The sequence below is a fragment of the Streptomyces spinosus genome, from assembly GCF_020400655.1.
GTDB lineage: Bacteria > Actinomycetota > Actinomycetes > Streptomycetales > Streptomycetaceae > Streptomyces > Streptomyces argyrophylli.
The window spans coordinates 20,083-33,333 of record NZ_JAINRC010000028.1 but is presented as its reverse complement, the minus strand read 5'-3'; the positions used below and the strand labels follow the sequence as shown (position 1 = coordinate 33,333).

Below are 13,251 nucleotides of genomic sequence, written 5' to 3'. Positions count from 1 at the left end.
CGCAGCCTACCGGCGATCGCCCGGGGTTCCGCCGTCGGCCGGCCCGTCGGACCGGGGGCTCGTCGGCCGCTTGGTGCCCGCCGTGCCCGTTCCCGGCCCGCCGTCCCCGTTCCCGGCCCGCGCGAGGTGCCGGACGAGGGCGCGGGCGACCTCGCGCGCGGCGGGCGCCGCCCAGCGCCGGCGGTGCCGGGCCAGTCGTACGGGTACGTCGGGCAGGGGCGGGCCGTCGAGGGCGATCGCGCGCAGCCGTCCGTCGCGCAGGTGCTCGGCGACGGTCGTCGCCGGCAGCAGGGTCAGGCCCAGGCCCGCCGCGGCGCAGGAGCGGGCCGCGTCCACGCTGCCGAACCGGGTGAGGCGCGGGTTCGCGCCGGGCGCGGCACGCAGCCGCTGTTCGAAGGCGTCGCTGTAGGCGCAGCCCTCCTCGAGGAGGAAGAAGTGCTCGGCCGCCAGATCGCCCCAGGCCGCCGGGCGGTCACGGCCGGCCAGCGGGTGGCCGGGGGCGGCGACGAGGGTGAGGGCCTCGCGGGCGACCGGTTCGGTGGCGATCTCGGGGGACTCGGCGTCCTCGTTCATCAGCAGCGCCAGGTCGAGGTCGCCGGAGCGCAGTCCTTGTACGCACTCCTCGGTGCCGGCCGCGTGCAGGTCGACGTCCACGTCGGGGTGTTCGGTGCGCAGGGCGGCGATCACGGCCGGCAGCCGGGTGGCGCACAGCGATTCCGGCGTGCCGACCACCACCCGGCCGGCGACGGGCCCGTCCTCGCCGGCCGCGGAGCGCAGTCGGGCCACGGCGTCGAGCACCTCCTCGGCCTCCGCGAGGAGCCGTCGGCCGGCCTCGGTGAGCGGGGCGCCGGTGGGCAGCCGGTCGAACAGTGGGACGCCGAGGTCGCGTTCGAGGGTGCGGATGTGCACGGTGACGGTGGACTGCGCGAGGTGGAGTGCGGCCGCGGCGGCGGTGAAGCTGCCGGTGCGGGCGAGCGTGGTGAAGGTCGTCAGCAGTCGCGTGTCCACCCGCGCAGCATATGCGGAAAGTCGATGGTGTGCATCACGATCCATCGTTGGACGCGATGGCGTCCGGGGTGCCAGGGTTTCACCATGACGACCAACGACACGACCGCCGCCGTCGCCGCCAACCACACGGCCGCCTCCGCCGGTGACACCGCGACCACCACCCCGGCCCGCGGCGGCTCCGGCGCGGCCCCCGAGATCCTGCGCTACTCCGCGTTCACCCGCACACCGGACGGCGGCAACCCCGCCGGGGTCGTGCTCGACGCCTCCGGGATGGACGCGGCGGCCATGCTCGCCGTCGCCGCCGAGGTGGGCTACTCGGAGACCGCCTTCGTCACCGCCGCCGATCAGGACGCCCGGCGCTTCACGGTGCGCTACTTCAGCCCGCTGGCCGAGGTGGCCTTCTGCGGGCACGCGACGGTGGCCCTGGCCGTCGCCCTCGCCGACCGGCTGGGCCCCGGCGACCTCGCCCTGGACACTCCGGCGGGCACCATCGCGGTGACGACCGCCACCGACGGCACGGGGGCGGTGCAGGCGACGCTCACCAGCGTGCCGACCCGGTCCCGCCAGGCGCTCGCCGGCGAGCTGGAGGCCGCCCTCACGGCCCTCGGCTGGAGCGCGTCGGACCTCGACCCCGCGCTGCCGCCGCACGTCGCCTTCGGCGGCAACGACCACCTGGTGCTGGCTGCGGCCTCCCGCGAGCGGCTCGCCGCGCTCGACTACGACTTCGACGCGCTCGCCGACGTCATGCGCCGCTACGGCTGGACCACCGTCGACCTGGTGTGGTGCGAGTCGCCGCGCCGTTTCCACGCCCGCAACCCGTTCCCCGTCGGCGGTGTCGTGGAGGACCCGGCGACGGGCGCGGCGGCGGCCGCGTTCGGCGGCTACCTCCGCGCCCTCGGGCTGGTCACCGAGCCCGCGGACATCGCGGTGCGGCAGGGCGAGGACATGGGCCGCCCGAGCGACCTCGTCATCGGTGTGACGCCCGAGGACGCCCGGGTACGGGTCACCGGCGCGGCCGTGCTCCTCCCCCGCTGACGGGCGGTCGGCGGCGCGGCGTGCCGGGTGCCGGGTGCCGGGTGCCAGCGCCAGGTACAGGCTTTCCCGGCCGCGCGCCCGGGGTGGTGGTCCGAAGCCGTGGGACGAGGGCAGAGCTCAGGCGGTGCCGCCCGCCTCTTGCGGTCGCATGAGGCCGAGGTCGTCGCCCCATGCGTCCGGCCGGTGATGCGATCGGCAAGCTCGACTCCTACGGGCTCGACGGTGTCAGCGAGGACGTCCCGCACGAAGTCGCCCGCCGCTCCCCCGGCTTCCACGCCCCGCAGGACCCGCACCCCTCGCCGTGAACGCCGGTCAGTGCAGGATGCTCACGGCTCGTGCGATCACCAGCAGCGACGTCACGAGGGCGGAGACGCTCTGCACGCTCATCATGGCCTTGGCGCGGGTCGACAGCGGCATGGTGTCGGTCGGGCTGAAGGCCGTGGAGTTGGTGAGCGACACGTACAGGTAGTCCGCCAGGGTGGGAACCCAGTCCGAGGCGCCGCTGGCGCCGTCGGCGACTTCTTGGACGGCGTCGTCGTTCTCGTCCTGTGAGAAACGGAAGTCCGCCAGGGGCAGGGCGGAGCGGGGCACCTGGGTGCGGCTGACCGGGCCGCCCCGGTCCAGCTCCCAGTAGGCCAGCCCGAAGACGATGATGTTGGTGAGCCAGACCTGGAGCGCAGCCACCAACAGTGCACGGCCGTCCTTCACTCCGGCGTACACCAGCTCGTGGATCAGGATGGTCAGCGCCACGAGATTGCTGACGGCGATGACGGCCACGAGCGTCAGCGAGAGCACCCGGAAGGCCTTCGTCTGCCGGGTCAGACGTTTGGGGTTGATCGCGATGAGCGGAATGAGCAGCAGACATTCCAGGGCGGGGAGCACATAACGCGGAGCGATCAGCAACCGCTGCGGCAGGAACAGGTACAGGGCGATCGCGGCAAGCGTCGCCACCACTGCCGGCAACCGTGCCTCGCCCCTGCGCTCATGCCGAGGATGCCGGGTCCTTGCATCCGCACGCGTACGCGCCATACGGTCCGCCCCTTCCGGTTGCTGCCACGACAACGTCACCGCACCCACGCATCCGTCCGACGACGCAGGTCACCGCGCACGTCCTCAGCATCTACCCCGATCCGCGGCGTTGGATCAACGCGGACGGGCACGCGAGAAGGGCCGGCCGCCCGTGTCACCGAGATGGTTGGCGTAGGCCTCACGTTCCTGGGCGGGGGCGTGGCGTCGTCGGCTGTTGTCCCCGCGGAGGGTGACCTTTCCGCTGCGGTAGGCGTCGATGCGGATCCAGAAGGTGTCGCTCACGGCGCGACGCGCGGGCCGACGTGGGCTGGTTGCCGCCGTTCGCGACGCTCGGGCGCGGAGTCGGGGCGGCGTCCTAGCGGCGGCGCCCTGCTGCGGGACTTCGACCCCGCCACCGGCGCGGGCGTCCAGGTCGGGGTCTTCTCCCGCTACGACGATCCCGCCCAGATGTGGTCTGTCCGTCGGCCAGGTGAGCGTCGGGACAGGTCGAAGCGGTCTGGTTTGCACAGGCAGGGCATCCGAAACGTCACATATGCTCGCTCTGCATTCTTTCTGTCACCAGAAGCGAAGATCGCAAGCCCGCGGCTCGCCAGGACGGTTCCATGGTCATGGCCGTTACGCGCGCTGGGCCGAGGGCAGCCGAGGTCGCTGACATCGGGGTCCGGTGTGTCCCGACGCGGTCGAGTAGAGGCCCTCATTGGCCCAGGCCCGGAATCTTCGGGTCGCGGAAGACAGGTGATGGGAAATGCGAGACGAGGCCGCCAAGCGGGTCGAGCTGGTCTTCTCCCTCTTCGACACCAACGCCAACGGAGTCGTCGACTCCGACGACTTCGATCTGATGGCGAGCCGTGTGCTGGAAGCGGCGGTCGCTTCGGACGACGGCGCCAAGGCCGCCATCCGGGCCGCGTTCCGCCGCTACTGGACGACGCTGGCCACTGAACTGGACGCCGACGGCGACGGTGTGATCACCATGGACGAGTTCCGTCCGTTCGTGCTCGACCCCGAGCGTTTCGGTCCCACGATCGCCGAGTTCGCCGAGGCCCTCTCCGCACTCGGCGACCCCGACGGGGACGGTCTGATCGAGCGCCCCCTCTTCGTATCGCTGATGACGGCGATCGGCTTCGAGGAGGCGAACATCCACGCACTCTTCGACGCCTTCGGTCCGGACGCCGAGGACCGCATCACCGTGGCCACGTGGGAGGCCGGCATCAAGGACTACTACGCGCCGGACATGGCCGGTATCCCAGGCGACCGGCTGGTGGCTGCCCGGGCCGCCTGACTCGGTCCGTCAGCGGCTCTCCCGGCCGTGGACGGCACCGCTGGACGTGACCGGGCTGCCGCATCCCTCGGGACGCGTCCCGGCGAGCGGGGCCTGCGACCCCGGGCCCCGCCCCAGGGTCTTCCGTGTCGATCGAGGGGCCCTGAGCGTCCGGGCGGACGTCGGCGTGAGCGGTGCGCGGGTCAGGGCGTGGGTTTGTGGGCGAACACCCACCGGTTCCCCTCCAGTGCGTCGTTGGGCTCGGGCAGGGGGCCACGTCGGTGCCGGCGGCTGAAGTCGAAGGGCGTGTGCATCGAGGTGGACCAGCCCTTGGCCGTCAGGTCGCCCGCGGAGTCGGGCCGGGGTCCCTTGTCGAAGAGCTGGAGCAGGTCGATGCCGGTCTGCTCCCGCGTCGCGGTGTAGATCGGGCTGTCGCGGTACGCCAGCAGGTCCTTCTCCAGCTTGGCCTCGAAGGCCAGTGTGCTGCCCCGGGTGGTCAGCCGGTCCACCGTGTCGATGAGGTACGTCTCGGCGGGGCTCGGCAGGTAGAAGAGGAGTCCCTCGGCCAGCCAGGCGCTCGGTGCGGCCGGGTCGAAGCCGGCGGTGGTCAGCGCGGTGACCCAGTCGCCGCGCAGGTCGATCGGTACGGGGACGCGCTCCACCGTCGGGGTGGCTGTCAGGTCCGTGAGCACCCGGTGTTTGAACGCCAGCACGCCCGCCCGGTCGATCTCGAAGACGACGCAGCCGGAGGGCCAGTCGAGTCGGAAGGCGCGGGTGTCCAACCCGGCTCCCAGCAGGACGACTTGGCGAGCGCTTGTACGGACCGACCGGAGGAGGAAGTCGTCGAGGACCCGGGTCCTCAGGCCGAAGTAGCGTGCGAACCGCCCCCATAGCGGGTTGCCGTCCCCGTCCGGGACCTGCTCGATGCGCACCGGCCAGTCCGCGCACGCCGGGGCGGCGCGCACGAAGTGCTCCGCGTAGGCGTCCTGGGCCAGGCTGTCGTGGCGGTGGGTCTCGATCGCCCGGGCCGCGGCGACCAGGAGGGCGGTCAGACCGACCCCTGCGTCCACACCTTCCACGTCCGTGTGCTGCGGGGCCGTGCCGGCCATGTGTCCTCCGTTGGCGGGAGTGGGGACCGCGGGGGGTCCGCCGGTCGGATGCGCTGGGTCTGCGGTGCTGTATGCCTCGCTCATCGGCTGCTTCGCTCCAGGAGCAGGACGGGTTTGACCACGCGGCCCGCTTCGCAGTCGCGTTCGGCCTCGTTGATGTCGGCTAGTGGATAGGTGCGGATCAGCTGGTCGAAGGGGAAGCGTCCGGCCTGCCACAGCCCGGTCAATCGGGGTATCAGCAGTCCGGGCAGGGCGTCCCCTTCGCAGATGTGGCGGATGCTGCGGCCTCGGTCCAAGGTGCCCGGTTCGAGCGGCAGCGCGGTGTGGAGCCGTGCCACCAGGCCGAGGGTGCCGGTGGGGCGCAGTGCCCGGAGCGCGTCGTTGATGAGCGGCGGCGAGGCCGTGGTGTCCAGTGCGTACTGCACGCCGCCGTCGGTCAGGTGCCGGATCTGCTCGGGCAGTCCGGCCGTTGCCGCGGGCAGCGGGACCGCACCGAACCGTTCGGCCAGGGTCAGCCGTTGGGGGTGCCGGTCGACGGCCACGGTCAGGGCGCCGGCGGCGGTGGCCGCCAGCACGGCGGCCAGGCCCACGGCTCCCGCGCCGAAGACGGCGAGGGTGTCGCCGGGGACGATGCCGAAGGTGTTCAGCACGGCCCCGGCGCCGGTGAGGAACCCGCAGCCGAGTGGCCCGAGCAGTTCGAGGGGCAGGGCGGGGTCGACCCGGACGGCGTTGCGGGCCGGGACGAGCGCGTACTCGGCGAACGAGGACTGGCCGAACCAGCGGGGGGCCAGCGCTTCCCCGGTCGCGTCGGTGAGCCGCGGCGCGTCCTCCTTGCGTCCTCCGAAGAGGTTGAGGGAGGCGAAGGAGTCGCAGTAGGCGGGGGCCGCGCCGAGACAGGTCCGGCAGCGCCCGCAGGAGTCGAAGCTCAGCACGACGTGGTCACCGACGCCGATCGCGCCGTCCGAGCCGTCGCCCGTCGCCACCACGACCCCGGCCCCCTCGTGGCCGAGCACCGCCGGCAACGGGCTGCGGCCGGCCGATCGCCGGACCGCGAGATCGGTCCGGCACATTCCGCAGCCCGCGATCTCGACCAGGATTTCGCCGGCGCCGGGCTCTGTGCGCAGGGTCACCTCCTCCACCGTGAACGGGCCCTCGTAGGAGCGCAGTACAGCTGCCCGCAACCTCATCGTCACGCCTCCTGCGGACGGTGGACCACGAACGGCCGGAGGTTGCCGTAGAGGCCCCACGGCCCACCTGCGACGCCGACACCGCTGTTCTTGACGCCGGCGAAGGGCTGGGCGAGGGACAGTTCGGCATGGTGATTGATCCAGGCCGTGCCACAGTCGAGCCGGTCGGCCACGGCCTCCGCCCGGTCGAGGTCGGTGCCCCACACGGAGCCGCCCAGCCCGAAGTCGGTGCCGTTGGCCGCTTCGACGGCTTCGTCGAGGTCCCGGTACGGCAGCACCGGCAGGACCGGTCCGAACTGTTCCCCGGTCACCACCGGGTCGTCGGCAGGCACGTCGGTGAGGATGGTGGGCGCGAAGAAGTGGCCGGGTCCGTCAAGCCGGTGACCGCCGGCCGCCGCCCGGGCGCCTGCCGCCAGGGCCTGCCGGGTGACCCGCTCGACCCGGGCCAGCTGGGGAGCGTTGTTGACCGGCCCGAGCCGGGTGTCCGGGTCGAGTCCGGGTCCGACGACGACGGTCTTCGCCCGGTGGGCGAGGGCCTCGACGACCTCGGCGTGGAGCCGGGCCGGGGCGTAGACGCGTTTGACGGCCATGCAGACCTGCCCGCAGTTACGGAAGGCGGCCCAGAACAGCCGGTCCGCGATCCGGTCCACGTCGACGTCGTCCAGGAGGACGGCCGCGTCGTTGCCGCCCAGTTCCAGGGTGACCCGGGCGAGCGAGGACGCCGCCGCTCCGGCGACGGCCCGCCCGGTCGGCACCGAGCCGGTGAAGGTGACATGGCGGATTCCCGGATGGGAGGCGAGGCGGGCACCGAGGGGTTCACGACCGGTGACGACGGTCAGGACGTCCTGGGGCAGGGCCGTGGCGAGGACGGAACCGAGCAGCCGGGTGGCGAGAGGGGTGTACGGGGACGGTTTGAGGACCACGGTGTTGCCGGCCGCGAGTGCGGGCGCGAACTTCGCCGCCGCGATCTGGAGGGGGAAGTTCCACGGCACGATCGCGCCGACGGGTCCAAGGGGACGCCAGCGGATCTCGCCGCGCACGGGCCGGCCGTCGTCGACCGGGCGGGTGCGGGGGGCCAGGCCGGCGAAGTAGCGCAGCCGGGCCGCCGTGCGGGCGACCTCGGCGTACGACTCGGCCAGGGGCTTGCCCTGTTCCCGGGTGAGCAGCGGAGCGAGGTCGTCCCCGGCCGCCTCCACGGCGTCGGCGGCGGCGCGCAGCCCGGTGGCGCGGGCGGCCGGATCGGCGCGCCATCCGGTCCAGGCACGCCGGGCCCGGTCGACCACGGCGTCCAGCTCGTCCGGCTGCTGGTCGGGGGCCTCGTCGAAGGCATCCCCGGTGGCCGGGTCCACGACGGCGAGGCGCGAGGCACGGTGTCCGGGGGTGCGGCCGGCTTCCGGTGTCGGCATCCCGGTGGTCAGTTCACGGCCGGGACGCCGGCGGCGTGCTCCCGGGCCTGCCGGTCCATCTCCGCCCGGAAGGCGGCGACCAGGTGTGGCTGGATCCTTCCGGCGTTGCGGTCACCGCCCTCACAGACCGCTCCCCGTACGCCCACGATGTCCGTACCGATGCGGGTCAGCGGGCCGAGGTCGGCCTGGGTGACACTGCCCGCGAGAGCCGCCAGTCGGCCGGATGCGTGGGTCAGCCGGACGAACTCGGCGCAGACGTCCGGCGGAACGTGGTCGAACAGCCGGGTCCCGTCCTTGACGGCGGTGTCGAGCATGGCCGCGTCGGCGCCGGAGCGGGCGGCGACGTCGGGCACGGCGAGCGGATTGACGCAGCCGATCCGGTGGGCGTCGGCATAGCCCGAGGCGACGACGAGCGCGTCCGGGCGGTGGTCCTTCACCGCCCGGACGACCGCGCGCATGACCTCGATGGCCTGGTCGGGCGTGGTGCATCCATAGAGGCCGACCTTGATGTACGTGGCCCCGGAGACGACCGCGCCGAGCGCGGCCTGAGCCACCGTGCCGGGCTTGTAGGGGACGTCACCCACGGTCGCGGACACCGGCTTGTCCGCCGGGACCGCGTCGCGGATCTCCCTGATGACCCAGGGGAAGTTCGCGCCCAGAGAGCCCTCGTCAGGCTTCTTGACGTCGACGATGTCGAGATGCTCCGCCGCCTTCGCGCATTCGAGAGCCTCCTCGACACCGTCCGGGGAGATGAGAAGCAACACCCTGACCTCCTTCACCGCCGGTCCGCCCGGCCGAGGGACAGGGGACCGCGGATCACCTGGCTCATGTGCGGTGCGCTCATCATTTCCGTCCCCCAGGGGGAACCGGAAGGGCGCACACGCACTCATAAGGTGCTCATGGCCCATGCAGTGCGCCGGACATATCGGAGCGAACCGTCCCGCAAGCACGATCCGCACCGTCGCGAACCGCTCGTGGAAGGGGTGGCGACCGGTCCGTCCCGGGCCACCGGCACGCGCCGCGGGCCGGTGGTCAGGGTGCGGGCGTGGCCGGTGTCACGGTCACCTTCACGTGCTTCATGAGGGGCTGGTCGCTCTGTGTGCTGTAGTCGCCGATCGCGCACAGCACGTTCATTTCCGGCATGTAACCGGCCGCGCAGCCGGGGGGAATGTCGTAGGGGACCGCCAGGAAGCCGTCCAGGCGGCGCTTGCTGCCGTCCTTCGCGGTGCTGACGATGTCGACCGGATCGAACGTGCCGATGCCGCGCTCCCGCATGTCCTCGTCGTTCATGAAGACGAGCGTGCGCAGGTTCTTGATGCCGCGGTAACGGTCGTTGTCGGAATAGACGGTGGTGTTCCACTGGTCGTGCGACCGGATCGTGGCGAGGGTCAGCGTGCCGTCGGCGTTGAGGACGTCGGGCAGCCCGGCGTGGGAGAATTCGGCCCGTCCGGACGGGGTGAGGAACACCCGTTCCCGGGCGGGCTGGTGGATGCGGAAGCCCAATGGCCGGCGTACGCGCCGGTTGAAGTCGTCGAAGCCCTCCAGCACCTGGGCCATGGTGTCGCGGATGCGGTCGTAGTCGTCCACGTAGGCTTCCCAGGGGGTGGCACTGTCCGGGAGCGCCGCGCGGGCCATCCCGGCGATGATCGCGGGTTCGGACTTCAACTCGGTTGAGGCCGGACGCTTCATGCCCTTGGAGAGGTGCACCATGCTCATGGCGTCCTCGACGGACACGGACTGCAACCCGCCGCGCTGGTGGTCCTTCTCGGTGCGTCCGAGGCAGGGCAGGATGAGCGCCTGTCGCCCGTGGACGAGGTGGCTGCGGTTGAGTTTGGTGCTGACCTGGACCGTCAGGTCGCAGTTGCGCAGTCCGGAGTAGGTGTACGCGGTGTCGGGAGCGGCCAGGGCGAAGTTGCCGCCCATGCCGACGAAGACCTTCACCCGCCCGCTGTTCATGGCCTCGATCGTGCGCACTGTGTCCAGCCCGTGAGCGCGGGGCGGAGCGAAGCCGCACACCTCCTGGAGGCGGTCGAGGAAGGCTGGGGCGGGGCGGTGGTCGATGCCGCAGGTGCGGTTGCCCTGCACGTTGCTGTGGCCGCGTACCGGGGACGGGCCCGCGCCCTCGCGGCCGATGTTCCCGCGGAGCAGGAGCAGGTTGACGATCTCCCGGACGGTGTCCACGCCGTGTTCGTGCTGGGTGAGACCGAGACACCAGCTGATGATGGTGCGGTCCGCGGCGCGGTAGATGTCGGCCGCCTTGAGGATGTCCCGCTTCGCCACTCCCGACTGGTGTTCGATCGTCTCCCAGGAGGTGTCCTCGCACACCTGGCGGCAGGCCGCGTAACCGTGCGTGTACCGACCGAGGAACTCGCGGTCCACGGCATCGGGGTCCGTGCGTGAGGCTTCCAGCAGGGCCTTCGCCATGCCACGCAGCAGAGCCATGTCTCCGCCGATGCGTGGCTGAAGGTTCAGGGTGCTGGTCGGGGTGGCGTGGAAGCGGGCCATCTCGACGAACTCGTGCGGAACGATGGTGTCGCGGGCCGCGGCCTCGACCATCGGATTGATGTGCACGATCTGTGTTCCGCGCCGGTACGCCTCGGCCAGGGCGGTCAGCATGCGCGGAGCGTTGGAGGCCGCGTTCACCCCGAAGACGAACAGGGCGTCGGCCGCCTGCCAGTCGTTGACGTCCACGGTGCCCTTACCGGTCCCGATGGACGCCTGGAGTGCCCTGCCGCTGGCTTCGTGGCACATGTTGGAGCAGTCCGGCAGGTTGTTGGTGCCCAGTTCCCGGGCCAGCAGCTGGTAGAGGAACGTGCCTTCGTTGCTCAGTCGTCCCGAGGTGTAGAAGGATGCCTGGTCGGGGTCGTCCAGCGAGCGCAGCGCCCGTCCGACCATGGCGAAGGCGTCGTCCCAGGTGATGGGGAGGTACCTGTCGCTCGCCTGGTCGTAGACCATCGGCTCGGTGAGGCGGCCCTGGTTCTCGAGGTCGAAGTCGGACCACTCCATGAGTTCCGTCACCGTGTGCGCCGCGAAGAAGTCGCGGCCGACCCGCTTGCGGGTCATCTCCCACGTGACGTGCTTGATGCCGTTCTCGCAGATGTCGAGGTGCAGCCCTTTGCGGTCGTCGGGCCAGGCGCAGCCCGGACAGTCGAATCCGCCGTTCTCGTGGTTCATGCGCTGGATGGCACGTGTGCCGGACACCAGGCTGCGCTCGCGCACGAGGAACTCGGCGACGCTCTTCGCCGCGCCCCATCCGGCTGCGGGATGCCGGTAGGGGCTGGACTTCGGAGCCTTCCTCCCGCTCCGGGCTTCTTCGTGTGCGGTCATCGTGTTCCCTTCGTCGTCGCTGCGGGGGTGTTCCGGCCCGTGCCGGACGCGACGGCGGCGGCCGGCGGCAGGCCGTCGCCGTGGATGATCAAGGCAGGACAGGGAGCGTGCTCGGCACATGCGGCACTGACCGATCCCAGCAGCAGACCCGCGAAACCGCCGTGGCCTCTGCTGCCGAGTACGAGCATCCGGGCTCCCGCGCTCACGCTGAGCAGGACGGCCGCGGCGGCGCCCTCTCGAACCGTGGTCCGCAGGTCCCCGGGCGGGGCGTCGCCGAACACCTCGGCGCAGCAGGCGGACAGCATGGCGCCGGCGTCGGCGGCGGGGTCCCAGTCGTCGGCCACGCCGGTCCAGGAAGGGGGGTCCTGCCACGCGGTCACGGCCTCCAGCACCCCTCCCATCGTGGCGGTCAGGTAACCGCCCCAGGCCAGAGCCCGTTTCGACGAGGGTGAGCCGTCGACGCCCACGACGATCCGCGGGGCCGTGCCAGGCGTCGGCTGGTTCATGACGGTTGGTCTCCCTTGGGTGCCGGAACGCCGCCGTGCGAGGAGGAACGGTGCCCGCGCGCGGCACGGGGCCGGCTGCCGTCGGCGCACACGTCGACCGCGGTGTCGGGGCGGCTGGACACGGGCACCGCGGGAGCGGACGAGACCTGGGCGGACCGGCGTCCGAGAGTGCCGGCGAAAGCCACCGCGGCCGACAGCATCACGGCTGTGCCGTACTCGTAGGCAGCCCTTGCCACGCCGCCGCCGTACACGACGATCACTCCTGCGACGATCGTCGGCAGGCCGAAGCCGAGATACGAGATCAGGTACATGACCGACAGCAGTCCCGACCGCTCGTGCGGTTCGGCGAGCGGTACCACCGTGCGGACGCCGCCCTGGAAGCCGGCCCCGAATCCGACACCGGCGATCCCCGTGCCCACGAAGAACAGTCCGGCGGAACCGAGCGCGACAGACACCAGGGTGATCCCCACACCACCGATGAGAGCCAGGGCCCCCACCTGCATGGTGGTGACGGGGGCGGCGTCGCGCAGCACGAGGACGGTCAGGGCACCGCAGGCCGTGAGCGTGAACAGGGCGAGTCCGCCCAGCAGCGCGCCCTGACCGGGGACGACGCGATGGACCAGTGCCGGGCCCAGGGAGCCGTAGAAGCCGGCCAGCGCCCAGACGGCCAGCACCACTGGCGCGGCCCTCACCAGCGGACCGCGTGCCCGCGCCGGCAGGGTCCAGCTCACGCGCAGTGAGCGCAGCGCGCCCGGGGTACGGGCAGCGGTCTCGGCCATGAGGAGCACGCCGACGGCCTGCAGTACGTAGACGACCAGAAGAACGTCGTAGACGAGGTGCGTGGGCTGGGGCGCGTAGGTCACCAGGAGCCCCGATCCCATGGCGCCCACAGCGGTACCCGCGGCCGGCGTCACCGCGTTGGCGAGGGTTCCCGCCGAGCGGCTGACGTCGATCATGCCGGCGCCCACGGCACCCACGACCGTGCCGGTCGCGAGCCCCTGGAGAATCCTGCCGCACACCAGATCGGGCACTCCGTCGGCGCCGGCGAAGACGACCACCGCTGCCGCCTGGACCACGAGGGAGCCGAAGATCACCGGCCGGCGACCGACATGGTCGGAGAGCGAGCCGACGATGAGCAGGGCGAGCAGGACCGCGATCGCGTACACGCCGAAGATCACCGTGGTGGTGATCGGCGAGAAGTGCCACCGCTGCTGGTAGGTGGCGTAGAGCGGAGTGGGTGCGCTTGCCCCGGCGAGGAAGAACACCACGACCGAGGCCTGGAGACAGAACGCCTGCCGGGGGGCCAACCGCCGGCAGGGGCCGGCCGCCCGTTCCTCGTCTGTCGTCATCGGACCTCCTGTTGCGCGGGACGCGCTGGTGCGGTCC

General features: G+C 72.0%; 13 protein-coding genes. 3 read left to right on the top strand and 10 right to left on the bottom strand.

Translation table 11 applies throughout. The features are described from left to right. Positions 1 to 6: 6 nt before the first annotated feature. A complete protein-coding gene (locus tag LG395_RS37315) occupies positions 7 to 1,008 on the bottom strand; it encodes a LysR family transcriptional regulator (protein ID WP_225813449.1) in 1,002 nt (333 codons plus the stop codon). 84 nt (positions 1,009 to 1,092) lie between these two features. On the opposite strand from LG395_RS37315, the gene LG395_RS37310 reads away from it, so the two are divergent. Both LG395_RS37310 and LG395_RS41345 read left to right on the top strand, forming a co-directional pair. Further along, positions 1,093 to 2,043 carry a PhzF family phenazine biosynthesis isomerase gene (locus tag LG395_RS37310; RefSeq protein WP_225813447.1) on the top strand — a complete coding sequence of 317 codons (951 nt, stop codon included), beginning with the start codon at positions 1,093 to 1,095 and terminating at the stop codon, positions 2,041 to 2,043. 170 nt (positions 2,044 to 2,213) lie between these two features. Beyond that, complete coding sequence (locus LG395_RS41345; protein ID WP_263983504.1) at positions 2,214 to 2,348, top strand: hypothetical protein; 135 nt, start codon at positions 2,214 to 2,216, stop codon at positions 2,346 to 2,348. A gap of 7 nt (positions 2,349 to 2,355) precedes the next feature. On the opposite strand, the gene LG395_RS37305 is transcribed toward LG395_RS41345, so the two are convergent. Then, positions 2,356 to 2,997, bottom strand: a complete 642-nt coding sequence (locus LG395_RS37305) for a hypothetical protein (RefSeq protein ID WP_225813445.1) — start codon at positions 2,995 to 2,997, stop codon at positions 2,356 to 2,358. Between the two features lie 189 nt (positions 2,998 to 3,186). Beyond that, positions 3,187 to 3,354, bottom strand: a complete 168-nt coding sequence (locus LG395_RS37300) for a hypothetical protein (protein WP_225813443.1) — start codon at positions 3,352 to 3,354, stop codon at positions 3,187 to 3,189. 463 nt (positions 3,355 to 3,817) lie between these two features. On the opposite strand from LG395_RS37300, the gene LG395_RS37295 reads away from it, so the two are divergent. Continuing rightward, positions 3,818 to 4,351 carry an EF-hand domain-containing protein gene (locus tag LG395_RS37295; protein WP_225813441.1) on the top strand — a complete coding sequence of 178 codons (534 nt, stop codon included), beginning with the start codon at positions 3,818 to 3,820 and terminating at the stop codon, positions 4,349 to 4,351. 182 nt (positions 4,352 to 4,533) lie between these two features. Here the strand turns inward: LG395_RS37295 and LG395_RS37290 are convergent, their stop codons facing one another. The 7 genes from LG395_RS37290 to LG395_RS37260 form a co-directional block, all read right to left on the bottom strand. Next, the gene (locus LG395_RS37290) at positions 4,534 to 5,439 is read right to left on the bottom strand and encodes a class I SAM-dependent methyltransferase (RefSeq protein ID WP_225813439.1); all 906 of its coding nucleotides are present in this window, start codon (positions 5,437 to 5,439) and stop codon (positions 4,534 to 4,536) included. 80 nt (positions 5,440 to 5,519) lie between these two features. Continuing rightward, complete coding sequence (locus LG395_RS37285) at positions 5,520 to 6,626, bottom strand: NAD(P)-dependent alcohol dehydrogenase (protein ID WP_225813437.1); 1,107 nt, start codon at positions 6,624 to 6,626, stop codon at positions 5,520 to 5,522. 2 nt (positions 6,627 to 6,628) lie between these two features. Next, positions 6,629 to 8,032, bottom strand: coding sequence for an aldehyde dehydrogenase family protein (locus tag LG395_RS37280; RefSeq protein WP_225813435.1), 1,404 nt, complete (start codon positions 8,030 to 8,032; stop codon positions 6,629 to 6,631). 8 nt (positions 8,033 to 8,040) lie between these two features. Next, complete coding sequence (locus tag LG395_RS37275) at positions 8,041 to 8,796, bottom strand: (5-formylfuran-3-yl)methyl phosphate synthase (protein WP_225813433.1); 756 nt, start codon at positions 8,794 to 8,796, stop codon at positions 8,041 to 8,043. Between the two features lie 268 nt (positions 8,797 to 9,064). Further along, positions 9,065 to 11,359 (bottom strand): FdhF/YdeP family oxidoreductase, encoded by a 2,295-nt coding sequence (locus LG395_RS37270; RefSeq protein WP_225813431.1) that lies wholly within the window; start codon positions 11,357 to 11,359, stop codon positions 9,065 to 9,067. Beyond that, positions 11,356 to 11,865, bottom strand: coding sequence for a universal stress protein (locus LG395_RS37265; RefSeq protein WP_225813429.1), 510 nt, complete (start codon positions 11,863 to 11,865; stop codon positions 11,356 to 11,358). The genes LG395_RS37270 and LG395_RS37265 overlap by 4 nt, the downstream gene beginning before the upstream one ends. Then, entirely contained in the window at positions 11,862 to 13,214 is a 1,353-nt protein-coding gene (locus LG395_RS37260; RefSeq protein ID WP_225813428.1) for an MFS transporter, read from the bottom strand. Before LG395_RS37260 ends, LG395_RS37265 begins: the two co-directional genes overlap by 4 nt. Between the last annotated feature and the right edge of the window lie 37 nt (positions 13,215 to 13,251).

Bases quoted from the DNA above. Each gene is read 5' to 3' on its own strand.
- LG395_RS37310 (WP_225813447.1), top strand. From the start codon at position 1,093: ATGACGACCAACGACACGACCGCCGCCGTCGCCGCCAACCACACGGCC.
- LG395_RS41345 (WP_263983504.1), top strand. From the start codon at position 2,214: ATGCGTCCGGCCGGTGATGCGATCGGCAAGCTCGACTCCTACGGGCTC.
- LG395_RS37295 (WP_225813441.1), top strand. From the start codon at position 3,818: ATGCGAGACGAGGCCGCCAAGCGGGTCGAGCTGGTCTTCTCCCTCTTC.
- LG395_RS37290 (WP_225813439.1), bottom strand. From the start codon at position 5,439: ATGGCCGGCACGGCCCCGCAGCACACGGACGTGGAAGGTGTGGACGCA.
- LG395_RS37285 (WP_225813437.1), bottom strand. From the start codon at position 6,626: ATGAGGTTGCGGGCAGCTGTACTGCGCTCCTACGAGGGCCCGTTCACG.
- LG395_RS37280 (WP_225813435.1), bottom strand. From the start codon at position 8,032: ATGCCGACACCGGAAGCCGGCCGCACCCCCGGACACCGTGCCTCGCGC.
- LG395_RS37270 (WP_225813431.1), bottom strand. From the start codon at position 11,359: ATGACCGCACACGAAGAAGCCCGGAGCGGGAGGAAGGCTCCGAAGTCC.
- LG395_RS37265 (WP_225813429.1), bottom strand. From the start codon at position 11,865: ATGAACCAGCCGACGCCTGGCACGGCCCCGCGGATCGTCGTGGGCGTC.
- LG395_RS37260 (WP_225813428.1), bottom strand. From the start codon at position 13,214: ATGACGACAGACGAGGAACGGGCGGCCGGCCCCTGCCGGCGGTTGGCC.